This is a genomic window from Kaistella antarctica, from assembly GCF_900109615.1.
Lineage (GTDB): Bacteria > Bacteroidota > Bacteroidia > Flavobacteriales > Weeksellaceae > Kaistella > Kaistella antarctica.
The window spans coordinates 520,972-536,503 of the sequence record NZ_FOIX01000003.1; the positions used below are offsets into that span (position 1 = coordinate 520,972).

9 protein-coding genes are annotated in these 15,532 nt (G+C 36.8%); 4 read left to right on the plus strand and 5 right to left on the minus strand.

Annotation, left to right across the window (positions count from 1 at the left end):
- The first annotated feature begins 152 nt into the window (after window positions 1–152).
- The 4 genes from BMX49_RS10980 (at window position 153) to BMX49_RS10995 (ending at window position 3,546) form a co-directional block, all read left to right on the plus strand.
- Window positions 153–686: a ferritin-like domain-containing protein gene (locus tag BMX49_RS10980; RefSeq protein WP_034720727.1), complete on the plus strand. Its 534-nt coding sequence runs from the start codon at window positions 153–155 to the stop codon at window positions 684–686.
- 65 nt (window positions 687–751) lie between these two features.
- Window positions 752–1,351 carry a hypothetical protein gene (locus BMX49_RS10985; protein WP_034720729.1) on the plus strand — a complete coding sequence of 200 codons (600 nt, stop codon included), beginning with the start codon at window positions 752–754 and terminating at the stop codon, window positions 1,349–1,351.
- Window positions 1,344–2,066, plus strand: a complete 723-nt coding sequence (locus BMX49_RS10990) for a DUF72 domain-containing protein (protein ID WP_034720731.1) — start codon at window positions 1,344–1,346, stop codon at window positions 2,064–2,066. The genes BMX49_RS10985 and BMX49_RS10990 overlap by 8 nt, the downstream gene beginning before the upstream one ends.
- A 112-nt stretch (window positions 2,067–2,178) precedes the next feature.
- The gene (locus tag BMX49_RS10995) at window positions 2,179–3,546 is read left to right on the plus strand and encodes an MATE family efflux transporter (protein ID WP_034721547.1); all 1,368 of its coding nucleotides are present in this window, start codon (window positions 2,179–2,181) and stop codon (window positions 3,544–3,546) included.
- Between the two features lie 368 nt (window positions 3,547–3,914).
- Here BMX49_RS10995 and BMX49_RS11000 read toward each other — a convergent pair whose 3' ends face one another.
- The 5 genes from BMX49_RS11000 to dnaE all read right to left on the minus strand — a co-directional run bounded on the left by BMX49_RS11000 (window position 3,915) and on the right by dnaE (window position 15,521).
- A complete protein-coding gene (locus BMX49_RS11000) occupies window positions 3,915–7,463 on the minus strand; it encodes an efflux RND transporter permease subunit (RefSeq protein WP_051803839.1) in 3,549 nt (1,182 codons plus the stop codon).
- Window positions 7,464–7,499: 36 nt separating this feature from the next.
- Window positions 7,500–8,753 carry an efflux RND transporter periplasmic adaptor subunit gene (locus BMX49_RS11005; RefSeq protein WP_051803840.1) on the minus strand — a complete coding sequence of 418 codons (1,254 nt, stop codon included), beginning with the start codon at window positions 8,751–8,753 and terminating at the stop codon, window positions 7,500–7,502.
- A 28-nt stretch (window positions 8,754–8,781) separates the two neighbouring features.
- Window positions 8,782–10,110 carry a TolC family protein gene (locus tag BMX49_RS11010; protein ID WP_034720733.1) on the minus strand — a complete coding sequence of 443 codons (1,329 nt, stop codon included), beginning with the start codon at window positions 10,108–10,110 and terminating at the stop codon, window positions 8,782–8,784.
- Between the two features lies 1 nt (window position 10,111).
- Entirely contained in the window at window positions 10,112–10,711 is a 600-nt protein-coding gene (locus tag BMX49_RS11015; RefSeq protein WP_034720734.1) for a TetR/AcrR family transcriptional regulator, read from the minus strand.
- 154 nt (window positions 10,712–10,865) lie between these two features.
- A complete protein-coding gene (gene dnaE, locus BMX49_RS11020) occupies window positions 10,866–15,521 on the minus strand; it encodes a DNA polymerase III subunit alpha (protein WP_034720738.1) in 4,656 nt (1,551 codons plus the stop codon).
- Window positions 15,522–15,532 lie beyond the last annotated feature (11 nt).

The following is a 15,532-nucleotide window of genomic DNA, read 5'->3' on the forward strand; positions in this document are numbered from 1 at the left end:
TTAAAAGATTAAAGCCAGATAAAATTTATTTGGCTTTTTTTAATGGCGTTTTTAAAGCGTTAGTTTTTTGGCATACTACATGATACTATTCCAGCATCTAGAAATAAACTGCAACAGATTATTTCAAATTCATAAACATTAAAAATAATATTATGGCAAAGAAAGCAACACCAAAAGGAAAAATCGCACCGAAAAAAGATGCGGCAGATGAATTGAAAGATTTCATGATTGATGGATTAAAAGATTTATACTGGGCAGAAAAAGCCTTAGTGAAAAATTTACCAAAAATGGCTAAGAATGCTACTTCCCCTCATTTGGCAAGAGCGGTTAATGATCACTTAGCAGACACAAAAAATCAGGTGGTTAGGTTAGAAGATGCCTTCAAGGCTTTGGGAATAAAGGCAGAAGCAGTAAAATGTGAAGCAATGGCTGGCCTGCTCAAAGAAGCCAAAGAAATTATGGAGGAAACGCAGCCGGGAGCAGTAAGAGATGCCGGAATTATTGCCGCGGCGCAAAAAGTAGAGCATTACGAAATCGCTTCCTACGGCACCATGGCAACTTACGCGAAGTTACTTGGAGAGAAAGCAGTTTTAAAATTATTGCTGGAAACTTTGAGAGAAGAAAAAACCTGCGATAAAGACTTAACCAAGTTGGCTAAAACTGAAATCAACATTAAAGCTAAATAAAAATTATAGCGGTCTATTGATCGCTATTTTTTTATATACTAATCAGAATTAAAAATGCAAGACTTATGAAAAATCAAATTCCTCCACAAATAAAAGGTGCTGAAAGTATAGCAATCTCGAAGATAGATTTAGAAACGGAACAGCAGGCAATTAATCATTTTGAGCTAGTAAAAAAACGTTTTTTAGATGTTAATTCCTGGGAGTTTTTTGCGGGGAAAGAGAAAGCTGAATTTACCTTGCACGGTTCAACTGGTATATTATCGCTGGAGAAACCCCAAGTCGGAAACTACATCAGCATCAAGATTCCGTTACTTCATAATCCAGCTGAAGATGGTTTAGATTGGGTTCAGGTGGAAGTTTACGAAGAAGAAATAAAAGACCATTCTGAAGAAATTTATATGAGGCTTCGACCGACTTCTAATCCAACTCTTCCCTCTGACAAGATCACGCACTTTTTAGATTCCGATGCAACGTCTAACTTTATAATAAGAAGAGAGAACAAAACAATCTCTGCAGAAGTTTATGCTCGAAATGAAATTCCTAATACGAAAGACAAAACAGTTCTAGAGAAAATCCGTAATAAAACCGTGGCGTTAGGCGGAATGTTGCTTGGCAGTAAAATTCAGTGGGAAGGTTTAACTAATGGATTAATAAAAGGTGAATAAGCAACCATTCATAGGATGCTCGGGATTTGCGGTAGGTTTCTGGAAAGGGCTATTCTATCCAGAAAATTTACCGTCAAAGGACTATTTAAATTTCTATTCGAAACATCTTAATGCTGTCGAAATTAACAGTACTTTTTACAGAAGACCCAGACCTTCAACAATTCTTAAATGGGTTGAGGAAACGGAAGCTAATTTCAAATTTTTTATTAAAATTCCCAAAACCATTACGCATCTAAAGAAGTTGGATGATACAAAGAACGAGACGACAGAATTTTGTCAATATCTGGCCGAAAATCTTGGGACAAAATTAGCTGGTTTCCTTTTTCAACTTCCTCCATCCTTTCACTACACTGTTGAGAATTTAGCTAAAATAATCGCCACAGTAGATAAGAACTATTTGAATGTCGTAGAATTTCGCCATCAATCCTGGTGGAATATTGAAGTGCAAAATTCTTTGAATGAAAATAATATTGTCTTCGCTGGGGTTTCTATTCCGAAAGATATTCCTACTGATTTTATCATCAACAATGATGATTTCGCTTATTACAGGCTTCATGGTAATCCTGAAATGTTTAAATCTGAATACGCTGAAACGGAACTTAAAAAGTTAGCGGCTGAAATTTTGAAATTTAAAGGAACCTCTTTTATCTTTTTTAATAACACCTACGGAACTGCTGCAATTAAAAATGCGCTTTATTTAAATATGATTATTTAAATCGCAGCTAACCAAATCGACGCTGACTCTTAGCATTATCGGAAACAAAAATCTTTAAATAAATTTATGTAAAAAGTTTGCAGTAAATTTGCTGCTAATTTTTTTTATGAAAATAGCCTTCTTAGATAAACAATACACCAATCCATTTTTAAAATTAGCTTTGCCCGTAATGCTCACGCAGGTGGGACAAGTTTCTGTAAATTTATTTGACAATATAATTGTGGGAAAATTGCTAGGTGCACAAGCTTTAGCTTCAGTGTCGCTGGGTAATTCAGTCTTCTTCTCTATTTTTGTTTTTGCTTTAGGTTTTTCATTGGCGATTCCGCCTTTGGTTTCCGAAGCTCATTCTCGAAATGATCACAATACGATCAATTCGGTTTTCCGCCATGGATTTATTATTAATATGTCGATTGGTTTACTACTGATGATTCTACTATTATTGGCGCTACCACTACTCTATCATATGGATCAGCCGCCAGAAGTTATTCCAGATACGATTGGGTTTTTGTCGATTATGACTTTAAGTATTGTCCCTTTTATGGCCTTTCAAACTTTGCGCGAATTTAGTGAGGGATTATCCTTTACGATCGGCGTTACAAAGGCGACGATCATTGCCAATGTGATTAATATTGTTTTGAATTATGTCTTTATTAAAGGAATGTTTGGCTTTCCAGAAATGGGAGTTCGCGGCTCTGCTTTAGCAAGTTTAATTGCACGAATATTCATGGTCGTTTTCTTATATTATATTTTAGTGAAACAGCCTGGAACTAGAAGATACATCAAGCATTTCTCTTTAAAAGTTGTTGGATTTTCAAAGGAGATGTTTTCCAGAATGATTAAAATTGGGTTCCCAACTTCCCTACAAATGTTTTTCGAAGTGACGGCTTTTGCGGGAGCAGCTTTTATTTGTGGATTAGTTTCTGCAAATGACATCGCTTCTCACCAGATTGCTTTGTCAATGGCTTCCTTCACCTTTAATCTAAGTATTGGGTTTAGCGTGGCATCAACCGTTATGATTGGTCGTAGAGCAGGTGAACGGGATTTTGTCGGTTTGAAAAAAGTTGGAATCAACAATATAAAAATCGTCTTTATCTTCATGCTGTTCTGCGGATTATTCTTTATTGTAGGTCGAAATATTTTACCGACTTTCTTTACTCAAAAAGAAGATGTAGAGGTTATTTTACTGGCTTCAAAATTATTGATTATCGCGGCATTATTTCAGTTATCAGACGGTGTACAAGTTGTTGCTCTAGGAATATTGCGTGGAATTCAAGACGTGAAAGTTCCTTCTCTTATTACTTTTGTAGCGTATTGGATTATCACCATTCCGTTAGGATATTTCTTAACCGTAACCATGAAAATGGGTGCTTACGGAATGTGGATTGCCCTCGGTTTAGGACTTACAATTTCCGCCATTCTTTTAGTCATTAGATTCTTTAAACTTTCTCAGAGAAAAATAGACGCTGTTCCATTTTATTAATATAATCCCTGAAGAATACTAATCTTCAGGGATTTTTGTTTAAAGCTTATAGCTATTCTTATTTTAAAAATTTAGCGAGAAATATTGGATATCTTGTTGACTATTGATATTGACTTATCGTTAGCACGAGCAGGAAATTAAAATAAGGACCAATCATATAGCGAACTAATTACTGCACGACCTGATTGGAAATCCTTTTTTTCTAGGGCGAGTGAGGTGGCTTAAAATTATTGGAAGTTTAGGGTTTCGTAATAAAAGTCGAGATTGAAAAGTTAATTTTACAATTAGTACTTAACAGCAGTTGAACTAACAACATAAAAAATCCCTGAAGAAAATTAATCTTCAGGGATTTCTATTTTAAATTAAATTTATTCTGATTGCAAATTTTGTAAATGACTGTCATCAGGATAAAGGTTGCGAAGTCTTTCGATTTCTGCAGCTTCCTCCTCTGCATCATGCAAATGCTTTTTCAAGTACTTTCTTCGGTTGTTGATTTTTCGTTTCGAGATAATGTAGAACATCACTGGAACCATAATCAAAGTTAAGAAAGTTGCAAACGAAAGTCCGAAAATAATCGTCCAAGCTAAAGGTCCCCAGAACGCCACGTTATCTCCGCCTAAAGAGAAATGCGGATTCAAAGTAGTTAGAAAGGACGCGATGTCAAAATTTAATCCGATGGCTAAAGGAATCAATCCTAAAATCGCTGTCGTTGCCGTCAACAATACCGGACGTAATCTTTCCTTCCCAGATTGCACGATTATTTCTTTCACTTCTTCCAATTCTAAGTCATCATGAGTTTCCACTCCTTTTTCGAAGACTTTCTCATCGAGCTTCAGCACAAAGAAATCCATTAAGACAATTCCGTTCTTCACCACAACTCCCGCCAGGGAAATAATTCCCATCATCGTCATTAAGATTACGAAGTCCATTCCGAATATCGATAGTCCTAGGAATACTCCAGAGAAACTTAAGAGAATCGTCATCATAATAATTAAAGTTTTCGACAGTGAGTTAAACTGGAAGACGATAATTGAAGTTACGAGCGACATCGCTAAGAACAGCGCAAACAAAAGAAAATTCAGGTTTTTACCTTGCTCTTCTTGTTCACCGCCGAAGGTATAAGATATGCCAGCTGGTGTTTGATAATTCTTCAATGAAGACCGAATTTTCTGCACAATTTCATTAGAGTTGGCATTTTTCAGAACTCCCGAATAAACCATAATGGTACGGCTGTTATCCTTTCTTTTAATTTTGTTAAAAGTGTTATCTTCTTTCATCGTTGCGAAAGTTGACATCGGAACTTGCACCGTTCCATTTGGACCTTGCAGCGTAATCGGTTGGTTGAATAAGATACTCGTATTTCTACGTTGATCCTGCTGCAACCTTACCGAAATATCGTAATCTTCTTTCACATCCTTGAACGTTGAAATATCCTGACCAAACAAAGCTCTACGCAAAGTTATTCCCGTGTAAGCCGTAGAAACCCCTAAGTTCCCAGCAGTTTCCCGGTCGATATCGATAATCAATTCAGGGCTGTCTTTATTAATGTCGGCCTGTAATTTTTCTATTCCAGCTATATTTTGACCATTTACGTAGGTGATCATTTTATGAGCTTCATCAAGCAAATCATCGTAGTTGTCACCTTTCAATTCAATAGAAATCGGATATCCAACTGGCGGACCGTTGGCGTCTTTTTCTACGGTATAAGTAAATCCAGGAATATCTGGAATCGCCATTCTAATGTCTTCCATCACATCTGCGGTATTGATTCCGCGTCGGTTTGCGAACTCAACATAAGTAACGGTAATCTTAGATTTAAAGGGCGTATCAGCTTGTGAACCGGCATCAACTTGTGGATTGGTTGCGCCTTTTCCAACTGATGTTACCATTGATTCTACTAAGAAATTGGACCCATCAGACTCTTTATATTTTTTTAGAACTTGTAAAATTTGGCCTTCTACTCTTTTGGTGGCAATATTGGTTTTTCCGATATCAGTTCCCTGTGGATATTCCATGTAAACAATGGTCTGTCGAGGAATATTTTCTGGAAAGAATAAAACTTTGGAACGACCAATTCCCATCATCGCCCCGTAAAGAACGAATGAGAAAACCAGAATTCCAATTACTCCCAAGAAGGCATTTCTCGGCTTTTTACCCTCCAATAAGTTGCTGATAAATTTTTGATATTTCTCTGCCAAATTGGGGAAGAAGGTATGTTGAAAATGTTCAATACGGTCGTGGAAGAATCCTTTATACAACCAAATGGCAATAATGGCCAAGATGGAAAAAGTAACAACTCCCAAGAAATATTTTACGCCCGTAGCTATTCTCAAAATTCCAAAAACGACAATAAGAACTCCGAAAATAATGGTGTATTTCTTCGCCGTATTTTTAGAGATATTTTTATTTTCCAGCGTCATGGCACCAGCTGTCATCGAAGCATTAATAATTAAGGCGACGAAAAGCGAGGCCATCAAGGTTACGGAAATGGTGATTGGGAAATACTTCATGAATTCACCCATAATCCCCGGCCACAAAAGCATCGGAAGGAACGCAAAAACAGTAGTTAAAGTGGAAGTAATAACTGGAAAGGCAATTTCACCAATACCATATTTTGAGGCTAATCGCCTTGGCAAACCTTTTTCCATATTGGCGTAGACGTTATCGACGACTACAATTCCATCATCCACCAGCATCCCGAGACCCATTACCATTGCAAAAAGAACCATGGTGTTCAAAGTAATTCCCGCCATTTGAAGCACTGCAAAAGCAATCAACATCGATAATGGAATTGCCGTTCCAACGAATAAGGCGTTTTTCATTCCCATAGAGAAACTTAAAACCGCCATTACCAATAGGATTCCGATCAGAATGTGATTGGCTAATTCATTAACCTGATGTTCTACTTCTGATGATTGATCAGAAGTTAAAGTCACTTCTAAATCTTTTGGTAAATATGATTTTTGAGCATTTTTTATTTTAACTTTCGCCTGATCAATTGCCGAAATCATATTGGTTCCCGCCCTTTTTTTCAGGTTGATCATCACTACATCTTTACCCGATTCACGCGCATAAGTAGTGATTTCTTTTTCCTGAAAATTTACGCTGGCAATATCCCGAATTTTTACGCCCGGTTTTACCATGAAATTATTCAAATCTGAAGGAGACGAAATTTGTCCTTTAATACGAACATTTTCCCGGTTTCCTTCCGTCACTAAATTACCACCAGAAATGGTGATATTTTCATTTTTAATGGCACCGATAACTTGGTCGAAACTTACGCCCGCTGCATTCATTTTGAATAAATCCAAAGCGACTTCCACCTCATTGTCATCAACTCCCAGAATCACCGCTTCTTTCACTTCTGGCACATCTTCCAAATCATCTTTTAAATCTTCGGCGTATTGTTTTAAAGTGAATTTCGGATAATTCCCTTTTAAGTTAATGTTCAGAATCGGCAGTTCTTCCGAAATATTCAAGTCGAAAACGCTGGGTTCTACTTTGGAGCCAGAATCTAAACTTGGCCAATCCTGATCGCCTTTGGCTTCATCAACTTTATCTTTAATCCGCTGTTTTGCTTCTGCGACTTTTAATTTCGCATCAAACTCAACTACGATCAAACAGTAATCCTGAAAGGAGTTGGAGGTGACTTTGGTAACGCCCGAGACATTTTTAAATTTATCTTCAAGTTCCTTGGTAATTACCTTTTCAACATCTTCCGCAGAGTTTCCAGGATAGACAGAGGAAATGTATATATTGTTTTGAACCACCTCCGGGAAATTTTCTCGGGGCATCGAAAAGAAAGAGAAAATCCCAAGAAGTACGATAATAAAAGTCAGTACGTAAACTGTCGTTCTATTATCAACCGCCCAACTCGAGAAGAAAGATTCTTTCTGGTGGTGTTTATTTTCGTTCATATTTTTTAATTAAAATCGAATTAATTTAAATTCTTTTTAGTTCGCTAATTTCACTTTCTGACCGTCACTCAAGTTTTTAGATCCATCAGTAATGATGATATCTCCTGCTTTTAAGCCAGTTGTAATTTCAACCACATTTTCAGATTTCTCGCCTGGATTTACAAATACCTTTCTGGCGACGGCATCTTTTCCTTTGATGTTCGTGGCGACAAAAACATAAGATCGTTTTGAAGCATCTTCGAAAATATATTGCTGCGCAACTTGTATTGCATTAGGATTGACGTAATCTTCAATTTTCACCTGCGCTAATAAATTGGGTTTGATAACGCCTCCACTATTAGAAATTGGAATTTCAATTTTAAAGGTTCTGTTGGTTGGATTGATGTAATTCCCAACCAATCTCACGCTCGAACTAATAGTTTGATTTAAAGTTGGTAAGAAAACTTTCACCGAAGTTCCTTGTCTCACTTTTGCTAGATAGGTCTCTGGAACATCAGCTTCAACCCGCATCATTCCTAGAGAAATTAATTTTACAATATCAGTTCCCGGCGAAACAACTTGTCCGTTCTGGGTGATAACTTCATCAACCACGCCACTGAAAGGAGCTACGATGGCTGTTTTCGCTAAGTTGGCTTTCACCGCATCGGCAGCTCTTTGCAAGCCAGAAACCTGACTGTTCATCGCAGAAACTGATTTTAAAGCCGCATCATAATTTGCTTTCGCTTGCAGCAATTGAAACTCTGACCCAATCTTTTGTTTCCACAGCGCGGCTTGCTTTTCGTAAGCGATTTTCGCCAAGTTGGTGTTAGACAGCGCACCCGCAACTTGGGCTTTCATGGCAGCAACTCCGTTTTGAGCCTGCAGATATTGGTCGCGTAAACCACCATCTGCTACTCTACCAATCACTTGTCCTCGGCTTACATTTTGTCCTTTCTTTACAAATAAGGATAATGTTCCAGAGAATTGCGGTTGAACTTTTACATCTTGATCAGTCGTTACATTTCCTTGAATTTCTACGTTGTGAACAAAATTAGAAATCTCTAATTCTTTGGTAGAAACTACGCCACTTGCGTCTGGCACAACTCCCATCGAAACTAAATTTTCGTCGATGTTCAGCATCACCTGATTAAGACTGTCGATTTTAAATTTCTGTCTTTCTTTATACGCTTCGATTCCTTTGATATCTTTATTCTTGATCAGAATTTCAAGTTTTTCGCTTTGTACGTTATTTTCTTTCTTGCAAGCTGCAAGTCCGGTTAAAATAACAATTGGTATTAATATTTTTTTCATTGAATTGATTTTGTCGTTATCGTTTTTATTAAAGTTTTCCTAAAGCTTCGTCGAGTTTTGTTTTCGCTTGAATTAACTCAATGGCTGCCTGATAATATTTTGCTTGGGAATCGTACAATTGGGTTTCACTTTGCTGAAGATCGAAACTCGTACCCATTCCTTCATTAAATTTGATTCTCTGTTTGTTGTAAATACTAGAGGAAAGCGCGATTAACTCCTCTGCATTTTTGTAAGAATTATAAGCGTTGTTATAATCAATTGTAGCTGCGAAGGCTTTGTTGCTGATATTTCGCTTGGTATCTTCAACATCAAGTTTTGCTTTTTCCAGATTTAACTTGGCCTGTTGCGTTCTCCAATGTCTCTGCAAACCACTAAAAATTGGAATATCTAATTGCACTGCAATCACAGATGTGTTAAACCATTGCTGAGAAGATTTCAAAAAACTGAACTGGTCGCTGTACGCATTATAGTTTGAGGCAAGTGCCGCTGCAAGTGTCGGCAATGCTTTCGATTTTTCCAGCTTAAGCATAAGTTCGGAGATCGTTTTTGCGTTTTCTGCTAAGCGGGAATCAATATGATTTTCGGTGTTGATGTTTCCATCTAAATCAACTAAAGTTTCATTCTTTTTTAACAGTTCATCTAAAGTGGAAGTCAGCCTTATTTTTTCGTCTAGAGGATAGCCCATTAAATATTTAAGCGCCATCACTACTTTTTCTCGGCTTCTATTCAGATTTTGCTGAGCCGCTAAAAGACTTTTGTAACTGTATTCTAACTGCTCTACATTTTGAAATTCAATCAATCCAACTTTGTAAGTTTCTTTGGTATCGAACAAGGATTTCTCAACTACTCTTCTGTTTTCTTCTAAAGTATTGATGTTTTCATCGGTCACTAAGACCGCCGAATATGCCATCATAATTCCTTCCTTTATAGAGATTTCTGTTTTCTCTTCTACTAAAGCTGCAGTTTCTTTGTAGGTTTTAGAAGATTGTAATCCTACGATATAAGAACCATTAAATAAAAGTTGACTTAAGGTTAATCCGCCCGTCATGCTTTGTTTCTGACCAAATTTCACTGGAATGTAAGTTCCTGGTTCACCACCTGAAAATTCTGCTGGAAGTAGCTGCACGGGAATGTTAAGAAAATAATTATATTTTGCCTGACCATCCAGCTGCGGCAAACCAATTCCGATGGTTTCTTTTACTTTTTGATCCGCAATGGTGCGGTCTATTTTTGCTTTCCTAACATTCACATTATGATCAATTGCATATTGCAAAGACTCCTCCAGCGAGAAACTCTGTTGTGCAAAAGTCAAAGTTGAAAATGCGGTGAGTGCGAAGAATTGAAATACTTTCTTCATATTAATAATTTAAATTTTTTAAAATTTCTTTTCCTTTTTCATTCGTAATGGCATTCATGTACATGCTCATGACCTCATGTTTGTAGTATACTCTATCAATAGTATTTAGATCCATATAAAGAGGATTTTCCATTGACATAATTAACTGGAAGAACAATTTTGCATAAACTTCTGCATCAAAATTGTCGCGATAATAACCCTGCTCTCTTCCTTTCAAAATATTATGAACCAGCACTTCTGAAAATTTATCAGAAAACTCAATCATGTGTTTATTGAAAATGGTCGGATAATATTTGATCAATTGTTTGATGAGCATCGAATTGTTAGAATCTGCTACTTTGTCGATTTCTTCATCGCGGCAAAACATTCTTTCAATCGCGTTTTCGATGGTTTGATCTAAGTATTTTAATCTTGTAATAATTGATTCAAGTTTAAATTGCAAAACTTCTTCAATCAACTCTTCCTTATTCTTATACTTTACGTAAAGCGTCTTTTTCGAGATTCCGAACGCTTTCGCAATATCATCCATCGTTAAAGTTTTCGCGCCGTTTTCAATGAACAGCTGCGAAACCTTTGTTATAAAATTGGTGTTATCTTCCATAATTAGCGTGCAAATATACGAAAGAAAACTAGTAAACAAAATTAGTTTCCTAGTTTATTTTTAGGATAATTATGGATGTTATTTAAAAAACGAGAAAGCAGCTCGTGGGAGCTGCTTCTATTTTTGTATTAGTTAAGATTGTTATTTGAGAAGATTAATTTAGAAATATTTGATACTTCTGAGTTTCATTAAAGACCTCCAGCAAATCGCCATTCACCTGAATCATAGTTTGCATACTCATCAATTCGAGTTGGCTTTCATCTTCTGGATTTTTAATGAAAAAATTGAGCTTTTGCTCACCCTTATGTTCATCAAATTGATTTCGGAAAAACTCTAAATCAGATTTTCTTAAATCATTAATGTCAACAACAATGGTCATTTTTTTAGCGAATTTTTCAAAGGCTTCTTTAAGATCAATTACATCGGAAACGTTGACGAAAACCCGTCCGTCCTTAGCTTGCGAGAATTTAATTTTAAAAATCACAAATCTCTGAACATCAATTCTATCGCGCAATTTCATATAATCGCGATCACCCAGACGGAAAGAATAACTTCCGCTGTAATCTTCGAGGAGCAAAAAGGCAACCTTTTCTCCGCTATTCATTCCATCTTTCACGGTGTATTCAGTCACTAATCCAGCAACCATATATTCTGGCGAATTGTTTTTCAACGCTTGCTTTTCCTTCCAGCTTAATTTATCATTATTAAATAAATCAGTTTGTTGATTGGCAAACACCGCATTTTTAAAATTTTCAATTTCATCGAGATTTAGAAAATTAAAAGTTCCGCGTGGCTCCACAATTTTCGTTGGTTCTTCAATCAAAGCATCGTCTTCACCTTCTAAAATCTCCGGCGGAAGATCGACCAAATCATCATCTGAATCGTCAATTTCTGAAACTTCAATCGGCAGAATAACTTTCTCAAGTTCTAAAGTTTCTTGTTTTTTACCTTCCAAAATTTCCTTTTTACTCAAAGCACCTTGTATAAACTGAAACTGATATTTGTACTCATCTAAAGGATGCGCCGAAAGATAAAAACCAATGATTTCCTTTTCCTTATTGAGTTTGTGCATGTTTTGCCACTCTGGTGCCGGATTGATTTTGGGCTGTTCTATTTGTACTTCATCTGCAAAATCTGCAAACAATGAATTTTCAATTTCATTTTTACTGTCCTGAAAACTATGTCCGTAACGCAATAACCTTTCTACATTGGTTTTTCCAGTAGTATCAATGTCAAAATATTGAGCCCGATGATAGCGGTCTACCTCGTCAAAAGCTCCAGCAATCACCAAACTTTCAGCCACCCTTTTGTTCATTTGTGAAGATGGAATTTTTTCAAAGAAATCGTAAATGTTCTTATACCGTTCGTCCTTTCTGGCAGCAACAATTGCTTCACTCGGACCTTCACCAATTCCTTTTATAGCACCCAACCCAAAACGAACTTGTCCTTTTTCATTCACCGCAAATGCATATTGTGATTCATTCACATCGGGACCTAAAACATCGACACCAATACCTTTACAATCTTCCATGAAGAGAGTGATTTGCTTGGTGTTGTTAATGTTATTGGACATGACACTCGCCATATATTCCGCTGGATAATTGGCTTTTAAATAGGCAGTTTGATAAGCAATTAAGGCATAACATGTGGAGTGAGATTTATTAAAGGCATATTCTGCAAAGGCTTCCCAGTCTTTCCAGATTTTATTCAATTTGGTTTCGTCAAGGTTATTTATTTTCCCACCTTCAATAAATTTTGGATACATTTTATCCAAAACATCACGTTGTTTTTTACCCATTGCTTTACGCAAAGTATCCGCTTCCCCTTTTGTAAAGTTGGCCAGTTTTTGAGAAAGCAACATCACCTGTTCCTGATACACTGTAATTCCGTAGGTTTCCCCTAAAAACTCTTCGGTCTCTTCTAAATCATAAATAGTTTCTTCTACCCCATTTTTACGAGCGATAAAAAGAGGAATATATTTAATCGGTCCCGGTCGGTACAAAGCATTCATGGCAATCAAATCGGCAAATTCTGTTGGTTTCAGTTCACGCATATATTTTTGCATTCCTGGACTTTCATACTGGAAAATCCCGACCGTTCTACCCTCTTTAAATAATTGATAAGTTTTAGCATCATCCAGCGGAATGGTGTCTGGATCGATGTCAACGCCGTGTTTTTCTTTAATGAGTTTAATGGCGTGTTTGATGATTGTTAAAGTCCGCAAACCTAAAAAGTCCATCTTCAACAAACCTGCATTTTCCGCCACCGAGTTATCAAATTGCGACACCAAAATATCAGCGTCTTTTGAAGCAATCGTGATCGGAACTAAATTCGAAATATCTTCTGGCGTGATGATTACTCCGCACGCATGAATTCCGGTATTTCGAATACAACCTTCCATTTTTTGAGCAGCGGATAGAACTTCATAACGTTCGTCTTTTGGATTGGCCAGAATATCTTTCATTTCCTGCGCTAAGGCTTTATCTTCAGGAGATAATTTATCAAACTTAGCAAACGCTTTCGCAATATTCATTCCTGGTACAGCCGGAATTAATTTTGCAATATTATTAGTCTCAAAGATTGAAAGATCTAAAACTCTTCCCGCATCTTTAATGGCAGATTTTCCACCTAAAACAGAATAGGTGATAATTTGTGCAACGTTGGCTTTTCCATATTTTTCAACTACCCATTTGATGATTTTATCACGACCTTCATCATCAAAATCAATATCGATATCAGGCATCGAAACCCTTTCTGGATTTAGGAAACGCTCAAATAGCAAATCATATTTAATGGGATCAACATTGGTAATTCCGGTACAGTAAGCAACTGCAGAGCCTGCAGCGGAACCACGACCTGGGCCAACCCAAACGCCCATGTTTCGGGCTTCATTGCAGAAATCCTGCACAATCAAAAAGTAACCTGGATATCCAGTTTTGGCAATTACTTCTAATTCGAAATCAAGTCGTTCTCTAATTTCATCCGTAATTTCACCGTATCTTTTTTCAGCACCTTCGTAAGTTAAATGTCTCAAGTAAGAATTCTCGCCACGTTTACCGCCATCTAATTTATCTTCCTCATTCAAGAATTCATTAGGAATACCAAACTCAGGCAACAAGACATCATGCTTTAAAGTATAGGGTTCGAACTTGGCCACAAATTCATCATACGCTTCAAAAGCATCTGGAAATTCACGGAAAGTTTGTTTAAGTTCTTCTGTGTTTTTGATGTAATATTCATGTGATGGTAAACCACGTCTCTTTCCAAATCCCTTTCCCACTGGCGATGATAATTTCTCACCATCTTTAATACAGTATAAAATATCCTGAATATGTGCTTCTGATTTTTCGGTATAAAAGGTTTCGTTTTGGGCTAAAATTTTGACTTCATATTTTTCGGCGAAAGTCAATAAAACATCATTCAAATAATGCTCTTCTTCGATTTCATGATTTTGAAGTTGGACATAAAAATCATTATCGAAAGTTGTTTTCCACCATTGAAAAACATCTTCTCCTTTTTGCTCTCCAAATTCCAGAATAGCATTAGGAATATTACCATTTGTTCCAGCGCTTACAGCGATTAAATCTTCTTTATATTCCGCAATCATCTTTTTAGAAATCCGGGGAACTCCAAAATAAAATCCATTTACGTAACCTAAACTAGAGAGTTTTGCCAGATTTTTATAGCCATTATAATTTTTCGCCAACAGCACCATATTCGTTCTGCGGTCGGGATCGTCTTTGGTAAATTGCTTTTGATCTGGTCGATCTGAAATGTAAAATTCACAACCGATGATTGGAATTAACTCTTCTTTTCGAGGTTCTGATTCTGTAAATTCAGTTCCCTCGTCTTCCGCTTTCTGTTTTTTTTCTAAATATTCCTGATAGGTTTTTTTAATGTTCCCGTTGGTTTTCTCCACTTCAGAAACGAATTTAAACGCACCCATCATATTTCCTAAATCCACGATTCCAACCGCAGGGAAATTATTATCCAGCGCTCTTTTAATCAACTCATGAATATGCGAAGATGCTTGAAGCGAGGAGTAAATACTGTGATTGTGAAAATTAAAATAACTTCCGATCTCAATTTCGTCGGTATTATTAAAAGATGTTTTCTTTTTCTTTTTAGAGTCAGCAACTTGTCGTCTAATTATAATCGGAAAAGGTGAAATCGAACCAGGATGATGATTAATATAATGTTGTAATTCCGCGCTCGTTAATTTGAGCGTTTCAGAAGGAATAATACCAATCCTCATCATCTCGAAGAAAACTTGCGCCGTTGCATTGACGTCGGCTGCAGCATTATGCGCTTCATCAAACTTCTCGTCGTATAACTTTTCGTACAGTTCCGTCAGTTTGGGAGATTTATACCTGCCACTTTTTCCTCCACCTAATTTACAGAAATCCGTACCCAATTTCATGGTATCTGCAGACGGAATACTCTGCAAATTATTCTCAACTTCTTTGCGGAAAAACTCAGCGCCGACGATATTATAATCGAAAACAATATTGTGTCCAACAACGACTTCTGCTTTCTGTAGTGCTTCTTTAAATTCTAATAAAACCTCGTTCAAATCACGACCTTCTTCAGTCGCCATTTTAGTAGAAATTCCGTGAATTCTTTGGGACGAAAAGGGAATGTCATATCCTTCTGGTTTGATGATATAGTCCTGATTTTCAAGCAAATTACCTTCCCTGTCGTGCAGTTGCCAGGCAATCTGCACCATTCGGGGCCAATTGTCTGAATCAGTGATTGGAGCGTTGAAGTTTTTGGGTAAACCTGTGGTTTCAGTATCGAAGATTAGGAACATTTAAAAAGAAT